The 24,896-nt window shown below is 73.8% G+C and carries 20 protein-coding genes, 1 tRNA gene and 1 pseudogene; 11 read left to right on the top strand and 11 right to left on the bottom strand.

The window, feature by feature from the left end:
* Window positions 1-108: 108 nt before the first annotated feature.
* Window positions 109-2,112, bottom strand: a complete 2,004-nt coding sequence (locus ACGFYH_RS31485; RefSeq protein ID WP_393806592.1) for a YfjP family GTPase — start codon at window positions 2,110-2,112, stop codon at window positions 109-111.
* A gap of 687 nt (window positions 2,113-2,799) precedes the next feature.
* Window positions 2,800-4,407 (bottom strand): dynamin family protein, encoded by a 1,608-nt coding sequence (locus tag ACGFYH_RS31480; RefSeq protein ID WP_393806579.1) that lies wholly within the window; start codon window positions 4,405-4,407, stop codon window positions 2,800-2,802.
* Window positions 4,408-4,729: 322 nt separating this feature from the next.
* Between ACGFYH_RS31480 and ACGFYH_RS31475 the strand changes: the two genes are divergently transcribed.
* Window positions 4,730-4,802: transfer RNA gene (locus ACGFYH_RS31475), tRNA-Arg, on the top strand.
* 316 nt (window positions 4,803-5,118) lie between these two features.
* On the opposite strand, the gene ACGFYH_RS31470 is transcribed toward ACGFYH_RS31475, so the two are convergent.
* Window positions 5,119-7,311: an RNaseH domain-containing protein gene (locus ACGFYH_RS31470; RefSeq protein WP_393806578.1), complete on the bottom strand. Its 2,193-nt coding sequence runs from the start codon at window positions 7,309-7,311 to the stop codon at window positions 5,119-5,121.
* A gap of 102 nt (window positions 7,312-7,413) precedes the next feature.
* Between ACGFYH_RS31470 and ACGFYH_RS31465 the strand changes: the two genes are divergently transcribed.
* Entirely contained in the window at window positions 7,414-8,556 is a 1,143-nt protein-coding gene (locus tag ACGFYH_RS31465) for a Fic family protein (protein WP_393806577.1), read from the top strand.
* 13 nt (window positions 8,557-8,569) lie between these two features.
* On the opposite strand, the gene ACGFYH_RS31460 is transcribed toward ACGFYH_RS31465, so the two are convergent.
* The gene (locus ACGFYH_RS31460) at window positions 8,570-8,701 is read right to left on the bottom strand and encodes an integrase (RefSeq protein ID WP_393806576.1); all 132 of its coding nucleotides are present in this window, start codon (window positions 8,699-8,701) and stop codon (window positions 8,570-8,572) included.
* A 1,512-nt stretch (window positions 8,702-10,213) separates the two neighbouring features.
* On the opposite strand from ACGFYH_RS31460, the gene ACGFYH_RS31455 reads away from it, so the two are divergent.
* Window positions 10,214-11,173, top strand: a complete 960-nt coding sequence (locus tag ACGFYH_RS31455) for a D-2-hydroxyacid dehydrogenase family protein (protein WP_393806591.1) — start codon at window positions 10,214-10,216, stop codon at window positions 11,171-11,173.
* 67 nt (window positions 11,174-11,240) lie between these two features.
* Here the strand turns inward: ACGFYH_RS31455 and ACGFYH_RS31450 are convergent, their stop codons facing one another.
* Window positions 11,241-11,828 carry a DUF2087 domain-containing protein gene (locus tag ACGFYH_RS31450; RefSeq protein ID WP_393806590.1) on the bottom strand — a complete coding sequence of 196 codons (588 nt, stop codon included), beginning with the start codon at window positions 11,826-11,828 and terminating at the stop codon, window positions 11,241-11,243.
* A 364-nt stretch (window positions 11,829-12,192) separates the two neighbouring features.
* Between ACGFYH_RS31450 and chpF the strand changes: the two genes are divergently transcribed.
* Window positions 12,193-12,462, top strand: coding sequence for a chaplin ChpF (gene chpF / locus ACGFYH_RS31445; protein ID WP_393806575.1), 270 nt, complete (start codon window positions 12,193-12,195; stop codon window positions 12,460-12,462).
* Window positions 12,463-12,532: 70 nt separating this feature from the next.
* On the opposite strand, the gene ACGFYH_RS31440 is transcribed toward chpF, so the two are convergent.
* The 6 genes from ACGFYH_RS31440 to chpG all read right to left on the bottom strand — a co-directional run bounded on the left by ACGFYH_RS31440 (window position 12,533) and on the right by chpG (window position 16,435).
* Window positions 12,533-13,399 carry a tyrosinase family protein gene (locus tag ACGFYH_RS31440; RefSeq protein WP_393806574.1) on the bottom strand — a complete coding sequence of 289 codons (867 nt, stop codon included), beginning with the start codon at window positions 13,397-13,399 and terminating at the stop codon, window positions 12,533-12,535.
* On the bottom strand, window positions 13,383-13,952 hold the full coding sequence (locus tag ACGFYH_RS31435; protein WP_393806573.1) for a tyrosinase cofactor: 570 nt from the start codon (window positions 13,950-13,952) through the stop codon (window positions 13,383-13,385). The genes ACGFYH_RS31440 and ACGFYH_RS31435 overlap by 17 nt, the downstream gene beginning before the upstream one ends.
* 149 nt (window positions 13,953-14,101) lie before the next feature.
* Window positions 14,102-14,617 (bottom strand): hypothetical protein, encoded by a 516-nt coding sequence (locus tag ACGFYH_RS31430; RefSeq protein WP_393806572.1) that lies wholly within the window; start codon window positions 14,615-14,617, stop codon window positions 14,102-14,104.
* A 74-nt stretch (window positions 14,618-14,691) separates the two neighbouring features.
* Window positions 14,692-14,982 (bottom strand): hypothetical protein, encoded by a 291-nt coding sequence (locus ACGFYH_RS31425; RefSeq protein ID WP_393806571.1) that lies wholly within the window; start codon window positions 14,980-14,982, stop codon window positions 14,692-14,694.
* Between the two features lie 196 nt (window positions 14,983-15,178).
* Entirely contained in the window at window positions 15,179-15,922 is a 744-nt protein-coding gene (locus tag ACGFYH_RS31420) for a hypothetical protein (protein ID WP_393806570.1), read from the bottom strand.
* 273 nt (window positions 15,923-16,195) lie between these two features.
* A complete protein-coding gene (gene chpG / locus ACGFYH_RS31415; protein ID WP_007449696.1) occupies window positions 16,196-16,435 on the bottom strand; it encodes a chaplin ChpG in 240 nt (79 codons plus the stop codon).
* A 263-nt stretch (window positions 16,436-16,698) separates the two neighbouring features.
* Here chpG and ACGFYH_RS31410 point away from each other — a divergent pair, with 263 nt between their 5' ends.
* From ACGFYH_RS31410 to ACGFYH_RS31380, 7 genes and pseudogenes are all read left to right on the top strand, one after another.
* A complete protein-coding gene (locus tag ACGFYH_RS31410; RefSeq protein WP_393806569.1) occupies window positions 16,699-17,997 on the top strand; it encodes a glycosyltransferase in 1,299 nt (432 codons plus the stop codon).
* Window positions 17,994-19,448 (top strand): sugar transferase, encoded by a 1,455-nt coding sequence (locus tag ACGFYH_RS31405; RefSeq protein ID WP_393806568.1) that lies wholly within the window; start codon window positions 17,994-17,996, stop codon window positions 19,446-19,448. The genes ACGFYH_RS31410 and ACGFYH_RS31405 overlap by 4 nt, the downstream gene beginning before the upstream one ends.
* A gap of 35 nt (window positions 19,449-19,483) precedes the next feature.
* On the top strand, window positions 19,484-20,788 hold the full coding sequence (locus tag ACGFYH_RS31400; RefSeq protein ID WP_393806589.1) for an O-antigen ligase family protein: 1,305 nt from the start codon (window positions 19,484-19,486) through the stop codon (window positions 20,786-20,788).
* 167 nt (window positions 20,789-20,955) lie between these two features.
* On the top strand, window positions 20,956-22,755 hold the full coding sequence (gene murJ / locus ACGFYH_RS31395) for a murein biosynthesis integral membrane protein MurJ (protein WP_393806588.1): 1,800 nt from the start codon (window positions 20,956-20,958) through the stop codon (window positions 22,753-22,755).
* Window positions 22,756-22,786: 31 nt separating this feature from the next.
* A complete protein-coding gene (locus ACGFYH_RS31390; protein WP_393806587.1) occupies window positions 22,787-23,476 on the top strand; it encodes a polysaccharide deacetylase family protein in 690 nt (229 codons plus the stop codon).
* A 10-nt stretch (window positions 23,477-23,486) separates the two neighbouring features.
* Window positions 23,487-24,653, top strand: coding sequence for a glycosyltransferase (locus tag ACGFYH_RS31385; protein WP_393806567.1), 1,167 nt, complete (start codon window positions 23,487-23,489; stop codon window positions 24,651-24,653).
* Window positions 24,650-24,896: pseudogene (locus ACGFYH_RS31380) on the top strand (hypothetical protein); the annotation flags it as partial. The gene ACGFYH_RS31385 and the pseudogene ACGFYH_RS31380, both read left to right, overlap by 4 nt.

Genomic DNA, 24,896 nt, shown 5'->3' with positions numbered 1-24,896 from the left:
AGGCCAGAGTGCCTGCGACCGAGCCGGTCCGCCGGGGGCTGTGGACCGGCCGTCGCCTGTGGAGAACTCCGCCACCCGCGCGGGTGGCGGCCGTGGACGCCGCCGCCGTCACCTCGGCGCGGTCCCCACCCCCGTGACCCGCCCGTACTGCTCGCGCACCTCGCGGTACCGCAGCAGTTCGGCCGCCAGCGGGTCCAGCACCCTGGCCCGGCCGCAGCCCGCGGCCGCCTCCCGCAACAGGCGTTCCGCCTCGTGGCCGTAACGCCGGGCGGGTCCGCGCGCCGCCATGCGACAGCTCCACTCGATGAGAGGGCCGCCGACGATGCCGGCCACCATCAGCAGCACCGGCACGCCCAGGTTCGGCGGCACGATGCCGATGATCTGGCCCAGCAGCCACAGGCCGCCCACCACCTGGAGCAGGGTCATGGTCGCCTGGCCGAGGACGGCCACCGGCCACCATCCGGGCCGCGGCGGACGCCCCGGCGGCAGCCCCGTGCGCACCGCCAGCTCGTCGAGGGCCTCGGGCAGCCCCTGGGCGCCGCGGACGGCCGCCTCGCGCATCGCCTGCGCCCACGGCACCGGCAGTCCGGCCGACGCCCGGTCCGACACCGTACGCACCGCCTGCTCGACGCGCTGACGGGCCGTGACCTCCTCGTCCGCCTGGACGCGCGGCGACAGGCGTCCCGTGGCGGGTTCGCGCCGGTCGTGGTACCAGCGCCACAGCCGTAGCCAGGGCGTCCCGCACGCGCGGTTGGCGTTGCGCAGCCAGGCGCGTTCGGCCGCGTCGCCCGCCGCGACGGCGCCCACCGCGTCCGCGAGCCGGTCCGCGAACTCCTCCCGCGCCTCCTCGCTGAGCCCGGTGCGCCGCCCGGTGACGTACACGGGGCGCAGGCGCCGCGCGGCGGCGTCCACGTCGGCGGCGATACGGCGGGCCGGGGCCTGCCGTTCCGCGACGAACTGGCCGAGCGTCTCGCGCAGTTCACCGACGCCCTCCCCGGTGAGCGCGGACAGGGCGAGCACGGTCGCGCCGGGTTCGCCGTGCTCGCCCAGTGCGATGCCGTCCTCGTCGAGCAGGCGCCGCAGGTCGTCGAGGACCTGTTCGGCGGCCTCCCCGGGCAGCCGGTCGACCTGGTTGAGGACGACGAGGGTGACTTCCGCGTGGCCCGCCATCGGCCGCAGATAGCGCTCGTGGAGCACGGCGTCGGCGTACTTCTCCGGGTCGACGACCCAGACGACGGCGTCGACCAGCGCCAGGATGCGGTCGACCTGTTCCCGGTGCTGCACGGCCGCCGAGTCGTGGTCGGGCAGGTCGATCAGGACCAGTCCGCGCAACGGCGACTCGGAGTCCGGGTGCTGGAGCGGACGGCGGCGCAGCCGGCCGGGAATGCCGAGCCGGTCCAGGAGGCTGGCCGCCCCGTCGCTCCAGCTGCACGCGATGGGCGCCGCGGTGGTCGGCCGGCGCACCCCCGTCTCGGAGATCGTCACCCCGGCGAGGGTGTTGAACAGCTGCGACTTGCCGCTGCCGGTCGCGCCCGCGATGGCGACGACGGTGTGCTGTCCGGAGAGTCTGCGCCGCGCTGCGGCCTCGTCGAGGACCCGGCCCGCCTCGGCCAGGGTTCCGCTGTCGAGCCGGGCCCGGGAGAGCCCCACAAGTTCGCGCAGCGCGTCCAGCCGCGACCTGAGGTTCCCGTCGTAGGCGAGCGGCATGAGAGCGGCCGAGGAGGCGGCGGGCCTGCTCGGCAGGACGGCGAACTGCTCGGCCCCGGCGTTCTCGTCCACCCGCCGCGCGATCAGCCCGTCACCCCAGACGCCCTCCCCGGAACCGGACGAACCGCCGGACGCACCGCCGGGCGAGCCGCCTGACGAAGCGCCTGACAATGCGCGTGGCGCACCGGACGCACCGCCTGACGAAGCGCGTGGCGCACCGGACGCACCGCCGGGCGAACCTCCGGACGCACCGGACGCGCCTTCGGCACGTTCCCTGCCGGTGCGGCCCGCACGGCTGTCGTCCCGGTCCGCGCGGCGGTATGTCCCGGCGCCGTCGTCGTCTCTCACACGCGCGTGGGAGCCGCCCGAGCGCTCGCTCCCGCGCTCCCTCGGACGCGTCCCCAGCCCGGCGTCCCCGGAGGCGTCCTCACGCGCGCCGCGCCGACGGTCGGCGTCCTCACGCGCGCTCTCCTTCTCGGCGGGACGCTCCGGCCCCCGGCCGCCCCGCTGCCTCCGGTCCTCCCGATCGCCCCGGTACTCCCGGCGGTCCCAGGGGGCCCGGCGGTCTCGGCGGTCTCGGTCGCCCCGTGCGTCTCGGGCACACTCATCCCGGCGTTCCCGTGCGTCCCGGCGGTTCCGTTCACTCCGCTCATCCGGGCGGTCCCATGCGTCCCGGCAGTCCCGTTCACCCCGCTCATCCCGCTCATCCTGCCGGTCCCGTGCGTCCCAGCGGTCCCGTTCACCCCGCTCATCCCGCCGGTCCTGTGCGTCCCGGCGGTCCCGTTCACCCCGCTCATCCCGGTAGTCCTGAGCGTCCCGGTAGTCCTGAGCCTCCCGGCGGTCCCGAGTGTCCCGACGGTCGCGACCGCCCCCATCGCTCCGGTCTCCCCTGTCACCCCGCTCATCCCGGCGGTCCCGATGATCCCGATCGTCCCGGTCGTCCTGGTCGTCCTGGTCGTCCCGGTCGTCCCGGTCTCGGTCGTCCCACTCCTCCCGGGAACCCGGATCGCCGGACCGGCCCGCCCGCGGCGCCTCCTTCCCTGTGTGGTCGGTGTGCTCGGTGGGGTCCTGGTCAGTGACGGCGGTCACCGGTCACCTCTCCTTCTGCAGTACGGACAGCGCGGCGATGAGCTCTGCCTGCGGCTCGGGGTGCACCTCCAGCCCGTCGAGCGGCGCCAGCCTGCGCTCGCGCTCGCCGTGCATGACCCGGTCGACGTGTTCGTCGAGCAGCCGCCCGCCCCGGTCGCGCAGCCGCAGCGCGCCATGGGCGCCGATCCGCTCGGCGAGCCGCTCCCCGGCGGCGCGCGCCCGCCGCCCGCCCAGCAGGACGGTGGCGACCAGGCCGGCCACCACGCCGGGGTCCGGTGCCAGGTTCCGGTCCAGCTCGCGCACCTCCTCCTCGGCGAACTCCTCCAGCTCGCGCCGCCACCGCCGTACGGCCATGCCGATGCGGTGCTCGGCGCTCTCCGGCGCGGGAGCGCGGGCCGCGAGTTCGGGGGCGCCCGCCGCCGGTTCGTGGCGCCAGGCCTCGTCGATGCGTTCGTCGGCTGCGGTGACGGCGCACAGCAGCAGGGCGCTCAGGCTCTCCACCAGCGAGTCGAGGAGCTCCTCGGGGGAGCAGTCCAGGGGAAAGGCCCGCCAGCGCTTCAGCGCGTCCCCGGCGAGTACGGCGCCCGCCTGCAACCGCCCCCGCACGCGCGCGAGCTCACCGTCGTAGGCACCGTCGACGGCGGCGGTGAGCCGCAGGGCGGCGGCGTACTGCGCGGCGGTGGCGCCGGCCAGTTCGGGCATCCGGGACTTGAGCGAGTCCAGGATGCCGTGCGCCGTACGGGCCATGGCGTGGTGCCTGGCCTCGAGTTCCTGTGCCCGGTGGACGAGCCAGGACCGCAGCGGGGCCACGGCGCTGGCCGGCAGCAGACCGCCGCCCCAGGCCGACTCGGGCAGTTCGGGGACCGTGAAGCGCGGGACGTCGCCGAGCCCGGCCTTGGTGAGCAGCGCCGCGTACTGCCGCGACACCTCGGACACCACCTGGTGGGGCACCCGGTCGAGCACGGTGACCAGGGTGGCGTCGTACTCCTTGGCGGTGCGCAGCAGATGCCAGGGCACCGCGTCGGCGTACCGGGCGGCCGTGGTGACCATCACCCAGATGTCGGCGGCGCAGATCAGTTCGGCCGCCAGGACGCGGTTGTCGGCGACGAGGGAGTCGATGTCGGGCGCGTCCAGGAGGGCGATGCCGGGCGGCAGGGTGTCCGCGGTCTCGACCCGCAGCACGCGCGCGGGGTTCTCGCCCGGCAGCAGCAGGTCGTCGTCCGGGTCCCGGTGGGGCACCCACACGCGGGTGAGGTCGGGCAGCACCCGCATGCCGCTGAACCAGTGATGGTCCTCCGGGTGGCACACCAGTACCGGCGTCCGGGTCGTGGGCCGCAGCACACCCGCCTCGCTGACCCGGCACCCCACGAGGGAGTTCACCAGGGTCGACTTCCCGGCGCCGGTGGAGCCGCCCACGACGGCCAGCAACGGAGCTTCGGGCTCTTTCAGCCGCGGCATCAAGTAGTCGTCGAGCTGGGCGAGCAGTTCGTCGCGGTTGGCACGCGCGCGTGGCGCCCCCGCCAGGGGCAGCGGGAAGCGTGCGGCCGCGACACGGTCGCGCAGGGCGGAGAGTGCGTCGAGCAACTGAGGCCGTACGTCCAAGGTCACCACATGTGAAGAATGCCCAATTTTAGGGGAATTCTGAAGCATATGAGCACGCCTGCGCGCCGACCGGACACTTCGGACGGAAGGGATTACTGGGACGCGAGGACAGTCCAGGCATAACGAGTGGACAACACCCGATGCGCGAGACGCCAAAAGCGATGCACGATTCGTACCTGCCTGCGATTATCAGGACCGCTTCACCGAACCTCCACATCAAGCCACGGAGGGGAAGCATCAGGGACATGGAACCGGGAGCCCTATCCTTGTCCCCGGCGACGTCACGGGCCGGTCCACATCCGGCCACCACGACCGAGGCCATCACAACCAGGCCCCCGTAGCTCAGTGGATAGAGCAGGCGCCTTCTAAGCGCTTGGCCGCAGGTTCGAGTCCTGCCGGGGGCGCACGTTCATGCAGGTCAGAGGCGGTTTTAAGCCCTCCGCAAGATCACTTGCGGAGGGCTTTTTCATTGCCTCGGAGCACATTTTGCCCCGTTTTATACCCTTGTTTTGAGCTGCCCGTCCCACATACGTCCCCCACTTCGGGGGACATTCCACGGTCAGCCTCCAGCCGCGAGAGAGTAATGCCTGGTCAGGGCCATTCTGATGGCCCGTGGCACCGCCACCTAACCACGCAGATCGCGGAGCCAGCGGCTGCGCATCGGCCGCTGGCCCGGAGAACCGCTTCGTCCCATAGCCCAGGCCCTGCCGGAGACGAGCCTCACCCCTCGTCGTCTCCCCCTTCGGGTTCTGTGGTCAGCCCCGCCGCGTCCATGAGGTCCGGGTCCGAATCGTTGTCCGTCGTGCTCGCCTGCTCCTGCTCCGCAGTTGGCCCCGCCGTCGCTCCTGTTGAAGCCTCATCACTCTGTACGAGCATCGGGAGGACGTATGCCTGGGCCAGTCCGGCCAGGTGAAGCGGGAGCGGCAGGGACAGCGCCGCCGCATAGTCCGGTGCCTGGCGCAGTTGGTGTACGGCGAGGGCCAGAGCCTCGGCCTCGTCCGGCTTTCCCAGGGCAGGGGCGCCCGGGTCGTCGTCCGTGTGACAGCCGAGCACCGCGATCTCGAGCAAGGTCGGGTTCCAGGCGCTGGTGCCCGCCTGCGAGGTGAGGTTGCCCGCGGCGTTGACCCTGGTGGCCAGGCGGTCGAGAGCGGGCGACACGGCGTGGGTACCGGGGCGTTCCGTGGTGCTGTAGAAGACCCGGTCCCCCGATGAGGCCCTGCCCTGCGACGGGATGGTCTGGGCCCAGAAGCCGGCCGGCTGGCCGTGCGGCTTACCGGGTTCGGCCAGGCCCCACCACTGCGCGGCCTCCCGCCCGCCGCACCCTCGGACGCGCACAAGGCGGAGTTCGTCGTCGAGCCGGCCCGCGGGGGCGTGGCCCGTCCGGATCAGGTCCCGCTCGATCCGGCCGTCCTGCAGCCATGGCCAATGCAGCCGGCAGTTCTGTGCGTGAGTGATCAGCGCGGTGGGCTGGCCGCGGAGCGAGTGCAGTACGCGCTGGAGGAATGCCGCGGTCTCCTTGCGCTGCTGGGCGAGGTTGGTACGCCACTGCTTGCCGGTCACACGGGGGACACTTGACTGCGGGCCGCCGTTCTGCGGGTCGGGCTCCGCGCATGCCTCGGGATCGATCTCGGCCTGTTTCACCAGGCCGAGGAGGAAGCGCGGATACGGCACCCACTCCCCCGCGGCGTCGTCCCAGCCTCGTACGGCGGCCTGACCCGTCGCGTGTGGCAGCGGCGTGGCCAGGACGGCCACGGGCAGATGCTTGGGCAGCCGGGTCGGACCGTCCTTGCGGCGCTTCACCATCCAAACGGCGGCGTACTGAAGCCCATCGGGCAGGTCGTCGCCGAGGGTGTGCTGCGGCAGTACGCGGACGCCGAGCTGACGCAGCCCATCGAGCCAGGAGCTGTGGGTGCGATGCCCGATGCTGTCCGCATTGTCGATCTGCCGGTCGGTGGACGGAGTCACGACGAACTGGGTCAGTACGCCCGCGTCGGCGCACCCCAGCCGAATGGTGAATCTGGGGTCCGACAACGACGGGCGGAAGGTGCTGCGGTGGGCGATCTCCACCAGGGCGAGTTCAGGGCGGCCGGGGTCCGCGCCGTCCGCGCGCAGCCATGAGTCCAGGGCTCTGCGACGCTCGACGATGGCCGTCGAGATGGCCGCTCCCTTGCTTTTGACAGCCGGGTCAGGCACCAGCCGGTCTCCGAGTCCGTCGGCCAGGGGCAGGCACCGCAGCCGCAGGATGAGTTCCTCCGTCTGCCATTCGAGGACGACCGGTGCCCCGGGCCGGGCTTCGTCGAAGTGCCGGTCCGTGATCGCGGCTGCGGAGGCGCCGCCGTCACCGTCAAGACCCAGGGCGTGTGCGAACTGGGCCACTGCTTCCTTGCGTACCTCTGGTGACTGCCACAGCAACCGGACATCCACCAGCGGTGGACCACTGTGCTGCGGGGCCGATCCGGCGATCCGTGCCTGCGCCGCGAGGTTCGCCCTGCGCGCCTGGGTCTCGCGCAGCAGCTCGGTCTTCTTGGCCTCGTCGGTCCGCGGTTTGGGACGCCGGTTCCCTGGTGCGCCGATGCCCTTGCCGCGCCCCCGCTTCAGATCGGGTACCCGCACCACGGGCTCCGGAAGGGCCTGTTCGGCCCATTCGGTCAGCTGGGCGCGCTGGTTGGGCATGAAGCTGGTGCCGATCTCGTGGCTTCCCATCCGGGTGCTGTGCACCACTGCGGCGCGGCCCCCTCCACCCTCGCCGATCCAGGATCCCGGTTCGGCGAGGAGTTGTTCGGGGTCGGGGAAATTGCCGGCAAGACTAGAGGAGGCACCGTTCGGCCAGGCAAGAACTTCACGGCCGAGGCAGCCGGGCCGATGCCTGCACCCACCACCTGCGCCACGGAAGATCGGGAGTCTGCACGCCACGACCAAAAGACCTGAAGCAGCAAAGCGAGAGGGCTGCGGACCACGGCAAGGAATCACCGGCGACAGTTTGACTCCGTGACACAATTATCGTGTCATGGAGTCATGCTGTACGTAACGCCCTCCCTGGACGCCGACGACCGCCGCGCCCTCGACGAGATCGAGGCCATGCGCCGCTCACTGCGCCACATGCTCCGCGCCACCCCTCGCTGGACCCGTCAGCTGCGCCGCAACCTCACCGCCCGCGCGATCGCCGGTTCGAACACCATCGAGGGGTACGCGGCGACGGTCGACGACGTGGAAGCCCTCATGTCGGGTGAGGAACCCCTGGAGACCGGGGAGAAGACTCGTGCCGAGTTGGAGGGCTACCAGCGCGGCATGACCTACATCCAGGCCCTCGCCGACGCCGGAGACGATTTCCGGTACGACGCCGGCCTGCTCAACGGCCTGCACTTCATGCTCCAGGGCCACCACCTCGACAAACGCCCGGGCCGCTGGCGCGACGGACCCGTCTACGTCACCAGCCCCGATGACCCCCTGGTCCCCGCCTACACCGCACCGGACCAGGCGGACGTACCCGCTCTTATGGCGGAGTTCATCGACTGGCTCAACCAGGGCGACCTCGACGCACCCGTCCACGTCCGCGCCTCCATGGCCCACCTCAACCTCGTCAAGATCCACCCGTGGAAGGACGGCAACGGCCGAATGTCCCGGGCCCTGTCCACGCTCGTGTTCTCCCGCGAGGCTCTGATGCCCCCTGAGTTCTCCTCCATCGAGGAATGGCTCGGCCGGGGACAGAATACCTACGCCTACTACCAGATCCTGGAGGAGGTGGGCGGACCGCACTGGAGCCCCGAGCGGGATACCCGCCCCTGGGCCCGATTCTGCCTGACCGCCCACCATCGCCAGGCTCAGCAGGCTCAGCGCCGCTTCGACGTCATGTCGCGGGCCTGGACCCGTCTGGTCGAAGGTGTCGAGGCCGCCGGTTTGGACGAGCGGGTGGTCTATGCCCTGCTGCCCGCCTTCTCGGACGCGAAGGTGCGCCGCACCGTCTACCAGCAGGACGCCGATCTCAGCGACCAGCAAGCTATCCGCGACATCCGGGAGCTCGTGGCCCGCGGCTGGCTCGTCCCTCACGGCAAGGCCCGCGCCCGCTACTACGCCCCCGGGCCCCTCATGGACCCGGTCCGGGACGAGGTCCGCCAGTCCATGGAGCCGTACACGGACCCCTACCTGCGGGAGCGGTGACCCTCACCGGCGATCACGCGATCAGGGTGGCCGAGGCGTCCGGCATCTCGTCGAGTCGCTGCCGCAGATCTTGCTCTTGACCACTGATGCACTGCGCGTACGTGGCGAACAGCATGGCAACGCTGGTGCCAGCCCACTCAGCCACATGAGCAGGCGGGATTCCATTATTCAGCCACATCGTCAGCCGGGTGTGCCGAAGGTCGTATACGCGTCGCCCTGTCGGTGACGCGTATACGTGGGGTGGCAGGGTTGCCCTGCGGGCGCGGTCCCACGTACGGCGGTAAACGGAACCGGCGAGAACTCCGCCGCGTTCCCCGGGAACGAGTCGATCGTCGGGGAGCAGGCTCGCCTCCTGGATACGCGCCCGCAAGAGGGTGGACAGGCTCGGAGGGCACGGCACTATGCGCGTTTCACCCTCTGCTCTGGCTTTCAGACGTCGCTGATCGTGCCGGGATCCACTGTCGGTCCACGTGCGCCCGATCTCGGGCTCGGCGGTGTGGACCACGATGTCGGCCCACCGCCCTACCCCCGAGGTGGGCAGGACAAGGTCCGAGACGCGCAGCGCGACAGCTTCTTCCGGACGTAGCCCCGTGAAGTACAACGTGGCGAAGAATGCTTGCAGTCTTTGCCCGCTGCGCGGCCGGTCGCGAATCCAGTCGAGCAGCTGCGCCGACTGCCGCTCGTTCAGCAGACGGCGTCGGTCGATCGCACTGGCAGACCGCTGTGTGAGGTTCCGCGACTCGGGAACAGGGTCGGACGGCAGAATGCCTCATCAGCAAATGCAGGACCCGTCGATGCCGCTTCACGGACGAGGCCGCCGCCCGTCTCCCGTCCAGCAGCGTTCCCAGTACCAGCAGAACGTCCTGGACGATCAGCGGATCAGTCCAGGCGTCCATGGTCGGAGTATGCCGCCGCACCCAGCCGAGTACCGCGACCAAGTCATCCGGGGCATCGTCGCGGCGGTTGGCGTTGAAAGCCCACTCGCTCAGGGCCGTACGGACCCGGCGCGAAGGGACGCCCGGTGGATCCCGGTCCATCAGCGCAGTGGTAACGATCATTAGCGTGCGAGCTGTGTTCTTCCGGTGATTCGCCGAAACACGCGGCCACTGGGCGTCCGTGAACTGGACGGCGAAGTCGTACCACCCGACCGAGGAAGCTCTCGGCTCACGCCGTTCTGACAAGCCGGTCGACATGCTGAACGGCTCTCCGGCGTGCGTCGCGGTCACTAGCTCCGCTCGGAAACCGTCGGCCAGCGCGAACGTCTGGAACGTCTTGCGATGGCGCTTTCCACCGACGGACCAGCGGACCCCGTAGGACTCACGCAGCTTCCCGGAGCCCCGCTCGATCTGCCAGACCCTGACGTCAAAGGTGGTATCCATGGTCGGCACCTCGATCAGGTCTCGCCCGTGGCGCCCCTCGTCAAGGAAACGGGTCTCCGAATCGCTACGGACTCTCCCTCCATGATCCCACCACCAGTAGGCGGGCAAGATCGTCCCACATGCGTCCCCCAAAACGGCTGACGATGCGTCACTGAGCTATAAAATGCCAGGTCAGGACGGTAGAGATAACGTTAGAATAAGTGCCTTCCAAGCGCTTGGCCGCAGGTTCGAGTCCTGCCGGAGGCGCCACTGCTCGTTTGGCGGAGGGACCGGACGACGTGCGACTGCGCTGCGCGGTGCTCGACGACTTCCAGCGGGTGGCGACCGAGATCGCCGACTGGTCGCCGGTCGCCGGCGAGGTGGACGTCGTCTCCTTCGGCACCCATTTCACCGACGAGGACTCCCTCGCCGCGGCGCTCGCCGACGTCGACATCGTGGTCACGCTGCGCGAGCGCGTGTCCTTCCCCGGCTCGCTGATCGCCCGGCTTCCCCGGCTGAAGCTGATCGTGGCCTCCGGCATGCGCAACAGCGTGATCGACTACGCCGCCGCCGAAGCGCACGGGGTCACCGTCTGCGGTACGGCCTCCTCCTCGGCCCCGCCCGTCGAGCTGACCTGGGCCCTGCTGCTCGGCCTGGCCCGCGGCATCGTCCAGGAGGGCAACGGGCTGCGCGAGGGCGGCCCCTGGCAGCAGACGGTCGGCGCCGACCTGCACGGGCGCCGGCTCGGACTGCTGGGGCTGGGGAGGATCGGCAGCCGGGTGGCGCGGGTCGGCCCGGCCTTCGGCATGCGGGTGAGCGCCTGGAGCCAGAACCTCACCCGGGAGCGCACCGACGAGGCCGGTGTCGAACTGGCCCCCTCGAAGGAAGAACTCCTGCGGACCGCCGACTTCGTCTCCGTGCACCTGGCACTCGGCGACCGCACCCGCGGTCTGCTCGGCCCCGCCGAACTGGCCTTCCTCAAGCCGACCGCCTACCTGGTCAACACCTCACGCGCGGCGATCGTCGACCAGGAGGCGCTGCTCGCCGCGTTGCACGAGGGCCGTATCGCCGGAGCGGCCGTGGACGTCTTCGACACAGAGCCGCTGCCCGCCGACCACCCGATGCGCACCGCCCCGCGCCTGCTCGCGACGCCCCACCTGGGCTACGTCTCGCGCGCCAACTACGCCATGTACTACGGCCAGGCCGTCGAGGCGATCCGGGCCTACCTCGCGGGCTCCCCCGTACGGCTCCTGCCCTGACCCCGGCCCCGGCGCCCGCCCCGGCCTCCACCACCCCGGCCGGACCTCCGCCTCGGCGTAAGGAAGCTCAGGCGGTGCCCGCGCGGGCGGAGTCCGCCGGGCGCGTATAGACGCCGTCGCGCCGTCGCAGGTGCCCGAAGTCCACCAGGTGGCGCCGGAGTGTCACATGGTCGACCTCGCCGTCCTCGCACCACGCGCGCAGCTTCTCGTCGACGGTGCGCTCCGGGTACTCCACGCCGGGTGTGAAGGTCTGCTCGGCGATGTGCCGCAGCACCACCTTCTTGCGCGTCCAGCGCGCCGGGAGACGGACCAGCCCGCCGTTCCTGACGAAGGTCCGCACGATCATGCCGGCCCGGCCGTCGTCACCCGCCACGGCGGAGCCCCGGGCCGCCTGCGCCGCCGGGCGGCCGGCGCGGGCCAGCTCCCTGAAACGGTCATGGGCGACGGCGAGTTCACCGTCGTCCCCGGACGTCACCACGCCCTGCTCCCGCAGTCGGCGCAGTGCGCCGGCCGTCTCCTTCGCGGAGAGACCGGCCGCCCGGGCCACCTGCGCGGCGTCGCCCGCGCCCAGCGCCACGGCCGCGAAGGCCCGCACCCGGCTCTCCTCGGCGAACAGAGCGGGCAGCGCGGCCAGTGCCGACGGCGGGGACGGCACGGACGGCGAGGACGGCGAGGACGGCACGGACGACGGGGACGGCGAGGACGGCGAGGACGGCACGGACGGCACGGACGGCACGGACAGTGTGGACGGCACGGACAGTGTGGACGGCTGCTGGGACGGCTCGGACGGCCGGGACGGCCGGGCCATCCCGGTGGACGAGTCGGATCGGTCGTTCGGCATGCCGGGAGGCTAGTGGACACGCCGGTGCCCACGGGAACGGTTTTTCCGTGCGCGGCCCTCCCGTTCGAAACGGGTGATACACGCCCTCCTCCCGTGACCCGCCAAGACCGGTTGCGTTGAACCGGCAGTGCGGTGGCGCGTCCTGCCACCGTGCTCCCCGAGTCAGAAGGAGAACGTGATGTCTCGCATCGCGAAGGCCGCAGGCGTCGCCCTCGGTGCCGGAGCCGTGGTGCTCAGCGGCACCGGCCTGGCCATGGCGGACGCGGGCGCGCAGGGCGCGGCCGTCGGCTCGCCCGGTGTCCTGTCCGGCAACGTCGTCCAGGTCCCGGTGCACGTGCCGGTCAACCTGTGCGGCAACACCATCGACGTGATCGGCCTGCTGAACCCGGCCTTCGGCAACGCCTGCGAAAACGGCGACGACGACAAGAGCGGCGGCTACGGCGGCTGAGTCCCCCGGGCACCCGAGGAGCCCCGGCCTTCCCGGCCGGGGCTCCTCGGCGTCCTCGGCCGGGTCCGGCTCAGGCGTACCGGTAGATCCGGCCGACGTCCTCCAGCTCGTCCGGCGTCACGTCCCACGGCGGCAGCTTCTCGTGCCGTGCGACGATCCGCCCGTACTGACCGCTCCCCCGGCCGGGCGGCTCGGCGGGCAGGTAGCGGGCGCCGCGGTGGCGAGCCTGCCAGCGGGACCACTGGAGGTCGACGAAGGCGTGGTGCAGCCAGAAGACCGGGTCGTTGACGGAGGCACCGCCGACCATGGCGCCGCCGACCCAGCGGTGCACGCGGTTGTGGTTGTGCCAGGAGACGCTGCCGCGGCCGGTCCCCCACCCCTCCAGCTTGTTGCGGAACCCCTTGCGGACCGTGGAGTCGTACGGCGGGGTGTCGTACTTCGGATCGTCCAGCGCCCACTCCAGGTCGCTCTTCACGGGCAGGTCGATGGGGTCACCGGCGCGTCCGAGGTCCCGGGTGAGGTACTCGGTGTCGGTGACGTTCTCCTTGATGGTCCAGTTGCCCTCGGCGTGGGCGAAGGGACCGGTGGTGACCCGGTGGTCGGACCGCCGCCCGGTACCGCCCAGCAGGTCGGCGGTCCAGGGAGCCGACCCGGCGGTGCGGTCCTTCGTCCAGTCCCAGTACGGCACGGTGACCGACGAGTCCACCCGGCGCAGCGCCTCCTCCAGGTCCAGCAGGAACCGCCGGTGCCAGGGCAGGAAGGACGGTGCCATGTGCGCCGTACGCAGTCCGTCCTCGCCGTCGGAGACGTAGTACTCGATGTGGGTGCGCACGAACTCGTCGTACTCGCCGCGCCGTTTGATCTCCAGCAGCGCCTTGACGAACCGTCGCTTCTCGGTGCGCGTCAGCGTGCTGACGTCCTTACGCGTGTACGCCATGCCGCTCCCCGTGGTGGTGGTCGTCTCCCGAGGTGGCCGGCGTGTCGCGCAGGTGCTCCCCGGGACCCAGTTCGTCGACGGCCCCGCGGGCCGCGGCCAGCGGGGTGGGATACGACCGGTAGTGGTCGATCATGCTCAGCCAGCTGCCGTCGGCCCGGCGCATCAGGTGCAGCGGACGGCCGTCCACGGTGACGTACCAGGTGCCGGCGCCGACGCCCCGTCCCGCGGCGGAGCTGATGCCGCGGATGCGCCGGCCGCGGTAGGTCTCGTCGAATGCCGTGCTCTCGGTACTCCCGGTGCCCTCGGCCTTCTCGTCGGCACGCGGCGCGGGGTGACCGGCCCCCGCGCCCTCCGGGGTGGCGGCGGCACGGGAGGGCCCGGACGCGGCCACCAAGGGCGCCAGGGGCACGGCGAGGGCCGGGGCGAGCAGCCGCCGCATCAGCTGCCGGCGGGTGCCGAAGACCGGGCCGCCTCTCGCCGGGCCCTCCCCCTCCGCCGCGTACTCCCTCTTCCGCTCCGCGCCGCTCGCTGCCGCGCCCGCTTCGACGATCATGACTCGCTCCCTCGTCCGGTTCCGGTGTTCCGCGCCGCTAACCGCACGGCGGGCCCCGCGGTCACCGCTCGCAGGGCCAGTCGGAGCACGCCGGCTCCCCGAAGCGGGGCCGCCGCCGGGGCACGGGGGGCTCCGCCGGGGCACGAGGGCTACAGCCCCGGTCCGACGCCCAGTCCGGCCACCGGGACCGTCTGGACCACCGGAGCCAGCACCCCGGCCTCGGGAAGCTTGGCCGCCGGCAGGCCGAGGGCCTCGGGGTTCGGCGCGGTCAGCGGCGCGTCCAGGGACAAGCCGGGCGCCAGGGTGCGCACCTCGGCCGCCGGGGCGTCGACGGCGGCGTGGTCGAAGTCGTCGCCGAGGACACGCGGCAGCGGCTGGCGCAGGTCGGCGCCGGGCAGCGCGCCGTGCACCGGCAGCCGCGGGAGCGTCCGCTCGGGCAGCAGGCGGCCCTCGACGTACCGCGGCCCCTCGGGCGCGCCCGCGGTCGGCACCGGCAGTGCGCCCGTCACCTCGGGCAGTTCCATGCCGAGGGCTGTCTCCGCGCCCTCCAGCGGCACCGGCACGGGGATCGCGCCGGCCGCCGCGGCGGGGGACGCGGCTGCGCCCAGGGCGGCCGCCATACCGGTGACGACGGCGGCCAGGGTGCGTCTGGTGGTCGGCTTCATGTCAGGCACGGTCCCTTTCGAGGATGCGGAGGGGAGAACGGCGAGGAGCGGCGCGGGCGGGCCGGGGGGGTGGCTCAGCCGCCCAGCGGGAGGCCGCCGAGCAGGCCGCTGCGGGAGTTCAGGTCGGCGGTCGCGCCCTTCACGGTGTGCAGCACCGAGTCCTTGTTCTCGGTGTTCAGCGCGTCCGACTGGTGCTTGAGCGGCATGACGTCGATGGGCTCGGCGGTCAGCGCGTTCACCGCGCCGTTCAGGCTGGTGGGTGTGAGAGCGGCGGCGTCGCCGGCGTCGTAGGCGAACGCGGGCACGGCTGAGCCGGCGGCGACCAGGGACCCGGCGACGACGGCGGCGGCCTTGAGGGACTTCATCGTGTTCCTTTCCTCGGCGACCCGTGTCACCGCGGGGATTGCTGACGTCCTCCCTAACGATCTGCGCCGGGCCCGGAAACTCCGCCGTCCGGAAGACATATGAGATCTCCGGGCAAGGCGGTGTTCCGGAACACGGAAAGGGCCGCCGTGCCGTCCGGGAAGGGACGGCGCGACGGCCCGGGGACGCCCGAGGGCGTCAGGAGGGGTCGGCCGGCAGCGGGTTGGCCGGTGCCGCGGCCCCGGGGGTGGTGGCTTCGGGCGTGGTGGCCTCCGGCGCGGTCGGTACGCCCGGCAGGCCGGCCAGGTCCGCGGCGGGCAGGCCGTTGCCCACCAGCGTGGCGGCGACGACGTTGACGACGCCGTTCACGACCTCCTCGACGGCCGGGCCGACCTGGTCGGCGTTGCCGGCGGTGGTGGCCTTGACCAGGGCGTCGATCCGCTTCTGCAGGTCGGCGTACGCGGTGGCCGCCAGGCCGGACGCCGCCGCCGTCCCGTCACCGCCCTGCGCCGTGACGGGCGCCGGCAGCGTGACCGGGGTCCCGGCCTCCGGGGCGGTCACGGCCGGCGGCTGGGCCGGGGTGCTCGTGCCGGGGGTGGTCGCCGCGTCGTCGGCGTCCGTGTCCGCCGCCTCCGCCTTGGCTAGGGCGTCCTCGACGGCGGCGGAGAGCTTGTCCGCGTCCGTGGCGGAGAGCCGGCCGTCGTCGGCCTTGAGGACGGCGGTGAGCATGTCGGTGACCGGTGTGAGCACTCCGCCCAGGCCGGCCAGGCCGGCGACCTGGCTCTGCAGTTCCTCCGTGTCGGGGAGGGGGGCGCGGGACGCCGCGTGGGTGCGTTCCCGGACCGAGTCGCCGTCGGCCGCCATCACCGCCGGGCCGGAGATACCGATCAGCAGGCCGGCGCAGAGAGCGGTGGTGGCGATTCGCCGTGCGGGCAGACGCATGGGGGTTCCTTTCGGTGGTGCGTCGGATCTTGTGCCCACCGTGGAAGCGCCCCTGGCGCTCTGCAACCGAGCGGTGACCCGGTGCGCTCGCCCGCCCTTCCCCAGGCCCGCGTCCTGCCTGGTGAGACGCCCCGTCAAGGTTCCCCCGGCGGGTCGGTGCCCGGACCCCCCATTCGGGGCAGCACACCGCCGTCCGCGCGGCAACGCGAACCGGCCGCCCGTTCGCGGAGGAACCGCGGCACGGACGGCCGGTGCGGGAGTCGCGATCCGACGTCAGTCGTTCTCGCACTCGTTGCCGAACGCCGGGTTCAGCAGACCGATGACGTCGATGGTGTTACCGCAGACGTTGACGGGGATGTGGACCGGGACCTGCACCACGTTGCCGGACAGGACGCCCGGGGAGTGGGCGGCGGCGGCCTGCGCGCCGCTGTCGGCGGCGGCGACACCGGCGGTGCCCGCCACCGCGGCGGCGGCGACGGAGGTCAGGGCCAGGCCCTTCGCGATACGCGACATGGAGAAGTGCTCCTTGGGGTTGTACACACACCCGGGCGGCTGCCCGGCGCAGTGTCAACGCGTGGCGCGGGCGGGAGTTGTGCCGCCAAAGGAGTGATCTCCCCCGGGAACCGGCATTCACGAATCCAACACACTTACCCGGTTTCGCCGTATTAGTACGGATAGCGGTTAGAGTCCCACTCCATTCGACGCATCCCATTCGACGCGTCCCGGTTGCACCACGTTGCACCACCGGGGGACACCGGCCGAGCGAGGAAACGCGCATGCACCTGCCACCGACCGGCTCACGGCCGCGGGTTCTGCACATCACCCAACCGGTGGACGGCGGGGTCGCCCGGGTGGTGACGGACCTGACGCGGGCTCAGCTCGCCGCCGGGCTCCGGGTCGCGGTCGCCTGTCCCGACGGGGCCCTCGCCGACCGGCTGCGTTCGCTGGGTGCCGACGTACGGCACTGGCGGGCGACGCGCTCGCCGGGTCCGGCCCTGGTGCCGGAGGTACGGCGGCTCGCCCGCGTGCTCGAGGACGTACGGCCCGACCTGGTGCACGCGCACAGCGCCAAGGCCGGCCTCGCGGGGCGGCTCGCCGTACGGGGCCGGGTCCCGACCGTGTTCCAGCCGCACGCCTGGTCGTTCGAGGCGGTCGGCGGGGCCGCCGGGGCCCTCGCGCTCGGCTGGGAGCGGTGGGCGGCGCGGTGGGCGACGCGGACGGTGTGCGTGAGCGAGGCGGAGCGGCTGCGGGGTGTGCGGGCCGGACTCCGCGGGTCCTGCACGGTGATCCCGAACGGCATCGACCTCGACCGCTTCCACGCCGACGCACCCGACGACGCCCCCGGCGACGTGGCCGGCCTGCGGCTGCGGCACGGCGCCGGCCCCCGAGCACCGTTGGTGGTCTGTGTGGGGCGGCTGTGCCGGCAGAAGGGACAGGACGTCCTGCTGAGCGCGTGGGAAGCGGTCCTCAGGCGGGTGCCCGGCGCCCGGCTGGCCCTCGTCGGCGACGGCCCGGACCGCACCCGGCTGGCCGCGCGGGCTCCGGCGTCCGTGCTGTTCGCGGGCGCCGTCGCCGATGCCGCCGTCTGGTACCGGGCCGCCGACCTGGTCGTTCTGCCGTCGCGCTGGGAGGGCATGGCGCTCGCCCCGCTGGAGGCGATGGCCTGCGGACGGCCCGTGGTGGTGAGCGACGTGGACGGCGCCCGCGAGGGCCTGCCGCCCGCTCTCGTGCCGCACTGCCTGGTACCGCCCGAGAATCCCGCCGCCCTCGCCGACGCCGTCACCGCGCTGCTGCTCGACGCGCCGCTGCGCGCGTCGCTCGGCCACCGGGGACGTACGCACGTCCGGTCCGCCCACGACGTGCGGCACACGACCGCGGCGGTCGCCGCCCTGTACGACGGCCTCCTCGACGGCGTACGGCGGCCGGCGGCCCGCGGCGACGGCCCGACCACCGAGAACGTGCCCCTCGCGCACGGCGGTCCACCCGCCGCGCCGCACCGTCCCGGCGACAGGCCCGCAGCCGTGGGGCGGTCGGCCGTCGTACCCATCGAGTGCAGGGAGTCCACCCACCCGTGACCGCGGAAAGCACCGTTCCCACCCCCGCCGGCCAGTCGCGCGACCATGGCTCCTCCGTCTCGGTACTGCCGCAGCGCGACGGCACCGCGGGCCCGCGGCTGCCCGCCGGGCGTCCCGGACCACGGCCGGACTCCCCGCTGCCGCTGCTCGTCGCGGACGGCACGGCGGCGGCCCTGCCGGGTTCACTGATCCTCACCGGCACTCCGCACCAACCGCTGCTCGCGGCCCTGCTGGTCGGCGCCTCGCTGCTGCTGCGCCCGCGGCCGCACCCGGTCCGGCGGCCGGCCGGCGTGTTGGACGACCTGCCCGCCCTGTGCGGCCGGATCGCGGTGGTCTGGCTGGCGTTCGCGGCGCTGGTCGCGGCGTACGCTCCGCCGCACGCGCTGTCCGCGCGGACCCTGTGCGCCGGTTTCCTGCTGCACGCGGTGGCGGGCTGCGCCGGCCGGGGTGCCGTGCACCGCAGACACCGTACGACGCTGCTGAACCGCCCCCGCGCGGCCCTCGTCGTCGGGCCCGCCGCGACCGCGCAGCGCGTGGCCTCGGCGCTGCTGCGCCACCCGCGCTGCGGCGTGCGCCCCGTCGGGGTCGTCACCGACGACCCGGGCGGCACCGCGGGCCTGCCCGTGCTGTCCACCGGCGAGGAGGCGCGGCGGGCGGTCGTGCAGAACGGCGTACGGGACGTCCTGGCCGTGGAACCCGCCGTACGCCCCCGGCAGGCGGCGCTGCTGCGGGCGCTGGCCGAGTCGGGCTGCGCGGTGTGGGAGGTCGACGCGGACGCCCCCGCGCACCCGGACGCCCTCGCGCACCCGGGCGGCCGTGGGCACCGGATCGCCGGGTTCTCCTGCCGGCGTCTGGAGCCGGGGCCGCGGCGGCCGGGCGGCGCGGGCAAGCGGGGGCTGGACGTGACGGTGTCCGGAGCGCTGTTGCTGCTGCTGAGCCCCCTGCTGCTGGCCTGCGCGGCGGTGCTGAGGGTGGTGAGCGGTCCCGGCGTGCTGTTCCGGCAGGAGCGCGTCGGCCAGGACGGCAGGCCGTTCACGCTGCTGAAGTTCCGCACCCACCGCCCGGCCGACGAGCACGAGTCGGCGACCCGGTGGAGCGTGGCGGACGAACGCCGGATGCCGTGGTTCTGCCGCTTCCTGCGGCGCACGTCGCTCGACGAGCTGCTCCAGTTGTGGAACGTCTTCCGGGGCGACATGAGCCTGGTCGGACCGCGCCCGGAACGGCCGTATTTCGTGGCGCAGTTCAGCCGGGCCCACCCCGGCTACGCCGCCCGCCACCGGATGCCGGCCGGCATCACCGGCCTGGCCCAGATCAACGGGCTGCGCGGCGACACCTCCATCGAGGACCGGGCCCGCTTCGACAACGCCTACATCGACGACTGGTCGCTGTGGAAGGACGTGTGCATCCTGCTGCGCACGGCCGCCGCGCTCGTGCGTCCCACGGGGAGCTGAGCGCGGTGAGCGAGGTGAGCGGCCGCGCCCTGCCCCTGTGGTCCGCGGGACGCGTACGGCGTCCGGTGCCCGTGCCGGCCGTGGCCGTGGCCGTGGTCGTCGCGCTGCTCGCGCTGCCGGTCGCCCCGGGCGACGGGGGCGGCGCGCATCCGGCCGACGCGGTCTCGGCGCTGGTGGTGCTGTACTGCGCGCTGCGGCTGGTGCGGGACCGGCGGCGCCCCCTGTCCCCTACGGCGGCCGTGGTGCTCGGGCTGCCCGTGGCGGGCCTGGCCGTCGCCGCCGTGGGCGCCTCCTCGCCGGGGGCCGCGCTGACCGGCCTGGGCCGCTACCTCCAGGTCTTCGTCCTGGTCCCGGCCGCCGTACTGCTGCTGGTCCGCGACCGGGCCGGCGCGCGGCTGCTCACCTGGTCGATGGTGGGGCTCGCGGTGTGGCAGGGGGCGGTCGGCGTGCACCAGTACGCGACCGGGACCGGCGCCTCCTACCAGGGCGAGCCGGTCCGTGCGGTCGGGACCTTCGGGCCGCAGGACGTGATGGGGATGGCGACCGTCGTCTCCCTGGGGCTGGTCTGCGCGGTCGGACTCGCCCTGGGCCGGGCGCCGGTACGCCGACGGCTCCTCGCCGCCGGGTGCGCGCTCGCCCTGCTGCTGCCGCTGGCCCTGTCGTTCAGCCGCGGGGCGTGGATCGCGACGGCGGTGACGTGCGCGGTGCAGCTGATGCTGGCCGGGGTGCGCAGGGCGCTGGCGGTGGGAGCGGCCGTGGTCGCGGCGGCGGTGGTGCTGGTGGGCGGTTTCGGGGTCGGTACGGCGATGCTCCAGGAGCGGGTCGGCAGCATCACCGAGGTCGCCGACGCCCCCGACCGGTCGGTGACCGACCGCTACACGATGTGGGCGGCGGCGGCCGGTATGTGGCGGGAGCACCCGCTGACCGGCGTGGGGCTGAAGGGTTTCCCCGAACAACGCGACTCGCACGCCTCACTGGCACTGTCCTCGGGCAGCGAGACCGACGGCGCCGGTGCCGGGTACCGCAGGCAGCCGCTGCTGTCCCCGCACAACATGTACCTGCTGATCCTGGCCGAGCAGGGGCTGACCGGTCTGCTGGCACTCGCCGGGAGCTGGCTGGCGCTGCTCGTCCTCGGGCTGCGCCGGCTGCGTTCCGTGCGGCGGGAGCGGGGGGCGGTGCCGGACTGCGCGTTCGTCGCCTGCGGGCTGCTGGTGTGGCAGCTGACCGACTTCGCGTACGCCGACATCGGCGGCCCCTCGACCGTGCTGACTGCGGTGTGCTTCGGGCTGGCGGCGTGGTGGGCACTCGGGTCCGCCGCGCGGGGGGCGGCGGAACGGTGACGGCGACCGAGCCGCGTACGACGGCGAGCGGGACGGACCGGGCAACCCAGCCGCGCACGACCACGCACGCGACGCACGCGACGCACGCGACGGACGCGACGGACAGGGCGGCCGGGGCGGCCCGCCTCCCGGCCGCGAACACCGCGCCCGGAGCGGCCACCGCGGCGTTGGCCGACAGCCGCCCCTCCCGGGGCTTCCTCGCCCGCGCCGCCCTCGTCACGGCCGTGCTGTCGGTGGCCGGGTCGGTGCTCGGGCTGGCCCGGGACCAGGCGCTGGCCCGGCTGTTCGGGGCCGGCAGCGGGACGGACGCCTTCCTGGTGGCGTGGACCGTACCCGAGTTCTCGGCGACGCTGCTGATCGAGGACGGGCTGGCCTTCGCGCTGGTCCCGATGTTCAGCCTGGCCCTGGCGCGCCGTGCGCGGGACGCCCCGGGCGACCCGGTCCGCGCGCTGGTCGCCTCGACCCTGCCCCGGCTGGCCCTGGCCTTCGCCGCGGTCGGTGCGCTGGTCGCGGTCGCCGCGCCGGTGCTGGTCCGGGCCCTGGCGCCGGGGCTGCCCGACCACGCGCTCGCCGTGGACTGCACCCGGCTCACCGCCACCTGCGTCGTCAGCTTCGGGCTCGCCGGGTACTGCAGCGCGGCGCTGCGGGCGCACCGCCGGTTCCTGGCGCCGGCGGCGATCTACGTCGCCTACAACACCGGCATCATCACGGCGATGTTCGTGCTCGGCGGGCGCTGGGGGGTGCGCTCGGCGGCGGCCGGGGTCGCGGCGGGCGGTGTCCTGATGGTGGCGGCGCAGTTGCCGTCGCTGCTCCGGCAGTTGCGGCGCCGGAACGGCGACGGCCGGCCGGTGGACACCGAGAGCCGGGTCACCGCCGAGAACCGGGGGACCACCAAGAGCCGGGCCACCACCGAGAACTGGGTGACCGCCGAGAACCAGGTGACCACCGACGACCGGGTGACCACCGAACACCGGGTGACCACCGACGACCGGGCCACCACCGAGAACCGGGTGGCCAGCGACGACCGGGCGCGCCCGCTCGCCCTCGCCCTGTTCACCACCGTCCTGCTGTTCGCCCTGTGCCGTCAGTCCCAGGTCCTCATCGAGCGCTTCCTGGCCTCCGGGCTCCCCTCCGGGGCCATCTCGCACCTGAACTACGCGCAGAAGGTCGCCCAGATCCCGATGACGCTGTCGCTGATGCTGTGCACGGTCACCTTCCCGGTGGTGGCCCGCGCGCTGGCGGACGGCGACACCGTACGGGCCCGCGACCGGGTCGAGCGGGACGTGGCGCTGGCGGCCTGCCTGGTGCTGCTGGGCGCGGCCGTCGTCGTCGCCTGCGCACCGCAGATCGTCGCGCTGCTCTTCCAGCGCGGCGCGTTCACGGCGGCCGACACGGCGGCGACCGCGGGCGTCATGCGCGTGTACGCCCTCGGGCTGCTCGGCCAGACCGTGGTGGGCGCGCTGGCCCGCTCCTACTTCTCGGCGGGCCGTGCCTCCTGGTACCCGTTCGGCGCGATGGGCGTCGGCATCGCCGTCACCGCCGTCGTCGGCGCCCGCGCGGTCGGCCCGTGGGGCGTGACCGGCATCGCCGCCGCCAACGCGGCCGGCATCACCGTCACCGCGGCCCTGCTGCTCGCCGGGATGGGCCCGCGCAGCGTGCCGGTCCGCGTCCGGCGGGTCCTGGGCGACCTGGGCCGGCCGGTGCTGGCGGCGGCCGTGGCGACCGGTGCGGGCGCGCTGGCCGCGGACCGGGCCACCGTCCCCGGTGTCTCACCGGCCGGTGTCTCGATGGCCGCCGGCACCGCGACCGTCGGCGGTGTCTTCGTCCTCCTCGGCCTGGCCCTGGGCGTCCAGGGACTCGCCCCCGCCCTCGGGGCGGTCCGCCCCGTCCGTTTCCCCCGTCCCGTCACACGAAGGCACCCCCATGGCCGTTTCCGCTTCCGGTTCCCCTTCCGCAGCGACCGCTGACGCCCGCCCCGGCACCGTCCCCTGGGTGGCGATGTACCACTCCGTCGGCGACTGCTCGGACGACCCGTACCGCATCACGGTCACGCCCGGCCGGCTGGACGCGCAGCTGGGCTGGCTGCGGCGGCGCGGGCTGCGCGGCGTGCCGGTCGCCGAGCTGCTGGCCGCCCGCGCCCGGGGCGGCGGCCGGGACCTGGTGGGGCTGACCTTCGACGACGGGTACGCCGACTTCGTCGAGCACGCGCTGCCGTGCCTGCGGCGCTGGGGCTGCGGGGCGACGCTCTTCGTGCTGCCGGGGCGGCTCGGCGGCGACAACGCGTGGGACCCGCTGGGCCCGCGCAAGCCGCTGCTGACCGCCGACGGCATCCGGCGCGCCGCCGCCGAGGGTGTCGAGATCGGCTCGCACGGTCTCACCCACGTCGACCTGACCAAGACGGACGACGCCGGGCTGAGCGCCGAGACCGCCGAGAGCAGAGCGCTACTCTCGGACCTGACGGGTGCTCGGGTCACCGGCTTCTGCTACCCCTACGGCACGGTCGACGCCCGCGCCGCCGACGCCGTGCGGGCCGCCGGCTACGGCTACGCCTGCGCCATCGACCCCGGTCCGCTGACCGGCCCCTACGCCCTGCCCCGCGTGCACGTGGGCCAGAACGACACGGCCGTACGCCTGCTGCTGAAGACCCGGCTGCACCGCCTGCGCCGCCGAGCCGTGCCGGGCGTGTGAGGTGGCGGACGTGAAGGCACTGCACATCATCACGGGCCTCGGCGTCGGCGGCGCCGAGCAGCAACTGCGGCTGCTGCTGCGGCACCTCCCCGTCGACTGCGACGTCGTGACGCTCACCAACCCGGGTCCGGTCGCCGACGGACTGCTGGCCGACGGCGTGAACGTCGTCCACCTCGGTATGACCGGCAACCGCGACGTGTCCGCGCTGCCCCGCCTCGCCCGCCTCATCCGGGCCGGCGGATACGACCTCGTACACACCCACCTCTACCGCGCCTGCCTCTACGGCCGGATCGCCGCCCGCCTGGCCGGCGTACGCGCGGTCGTCGCCACCGAGCACTCCCTCGGCGACTCCCAGATGGAGGGCCGCCCGCTCACCCCGGGCGTCCGGGCCCTGTACCTGGCCGGGGAGCGGCTGGGCAGCGCCACGGTCGCCGTCTCCCCCACCGTCGCCGACCGGCTGCGGCGCTGGGGCGTGCCCGCGCCCCGCATCGAGGTCGTCCCCAACGGCGTCGACCTGGCCCGCTTCCGCTTCGACCCGGTCCAGCGCCTGCGCACCCGGCGCCGCCTCGGCCTGCCGGAGGGCGCCTACGTCGTCGGCGGCGTCGGCCGGCTGACGGCGGCGAAGCGGTTCGACGTCCTGGTCCGCGCCCTCGCCCGGCTGCCGGCCGACTGCTGGCTGCTGCTGGTGGGCGGCGGCCCCGAGGAGCACCTGCTGCGCCGCACCGCCCGCGAGGCCGGGGTCGGCGACCGGGTGCTGCTCACCGGCGAACGCCCCTGCCTCCCCGACGGCTCCACCGGCCCCGACCTGCCCGCGCTGGCCGCCGCGATGGACGTCCTCGCGTCGCCGTCGCCCGAGGAGGCCTTCGGCCTGGCCGCCGTGGAAGGGCTCGCGTCCGGACTGCCGGTGCTGTACGCCTCCTGCCCGGCGATCGAGGACCTGCCCCCGGGGTCCGCGCCCACGGCACGGCACGTCGGCGGCGGCGCCGGGGAGTTCGCACGCGCCCTGGTTGAGGTCCGCGCGTCCGGCGGCACGGTCACCGGCCCGCGCAGCGCGCCCGAGGCGGCCCGCCGCTACTGCGTCACCCGCAGCGCCGCCCGGCTGTTGGACGTGTACGCGACCACCCTCACGCATCCGTCGTCCCCGCCCCCGGCAATCCAGGGAGTCAGTTCCGCATGACCGAGCCCCTCACCCAGTCCCCGGCGGAGCACGAGGCCGCACCCGAGGCCGAGGCACCCGCCCGCCGACGCCGTACCCCGGCCGCCCTGCGCCGCGTGCTGCGCCGCACCCCTTCCCAGCCGCCCTGGTCCCCGCCGGCGGCCGGCCTCCCCGCCCCCGGCAATCCAGGGAGTCAGTTCCGCATGACCGAGCCCCTCACCCAGTCCCCGGCGGAGCACGAGGCCGCACCCGAGGCCGAGGCAC

The sequence above is a fragment of the Streptomyces sp. NPDC048392 genome (assembly GCF_043200575.1).
In the GTDB taxonomy this organism is placed as follows: Bacteria; Actinomycetota; Actinomycetes; order Streptomycetales; family Streptomycetaceae; genus Streptomyces.
This window is presented reverse-complemented; position numbering and strand designations above follow the sequence as displayed.

What these genes read in the sequence shown, in the direction of transcription:
- ACGFYH_RS31465 (WP_393806577.1), top strand. Translation starts at nt 7,414, where the DNA reads ATGCTGTACGTAACGCCCTCCCTGGACGCCGACGACCGCCGCGCCCTC.
- ACGFYH_RS31435 (WP_393806573.1), bottom strand. Translation starts at nt 13,952, where the DNA reads ATGATCGTCGAAGCGGGCGCGGCAGCGAGCGGCGCGGAGCGGAAGAGG.
- ACGFYH_RS31430 (WP_393806572.1), bottom strand. Translation starts at nt 14,617, where the DNA reads ATGAAGCCGACCACCAGACGCACCCTGGCCGCCGTCGTCACCGGTATG.
- chpF (WP_393806575.1), top strand. Translation starts at nt 12,193, where the DNA reads ATGTCTCGCATCGCGAAGGCCGCAGGCGTCGCCCTCGGTGCCGGAGCC.
- ACGFYH_RS31410 (WP_393806569.1), top strand. Translation starts at nt 16,699, where the DNA reads ATGCACCTGCCACCGACCGGCTCACGGCCGCGGGTTCTGCACATCACC.
- ACGFYH_RS31425 (WP_393806571.1), bottom strand. Translation starts at nt 14,982, where the DNA reads ATGAAGTCCCTCAAGGCCGCCGCCGTCGTCGCCGGGTCCCTGGTCGCC.
- ACGFYH_RS31390 (WP_393806587.1), top strand. Translation starts at nt 22,787, where the DNA reads ATGTACCACTCCGTCGGCGACTGCTCGGACGACCCGTACCGCATCACG.
- ACGFYH_RS31440 (WP_393806574.1), bottom strand. Translation starts at nt 13,399, where the DNA reads ATGGCGTACACGCGTAAGGACGTCAGCACGCTGACGCGCACCGAGAAG.
- chpG (WP_007449696.1), bottom strand. Translation starts at nt 16,435, where the DNA reads ATGTCGCGTATCGCGAAGGGCCTGGCCCTGACCTCCGTCGCCGCCGCC.
- ACGFYH_RS31420 (WP_393806570.1), bottom strand. Translation starts at nt 15,922, where the DNA reads ATGCGTCTGCCCGCACGGCGAATCGCCACCACCGCTCTCTGCGCCGGC.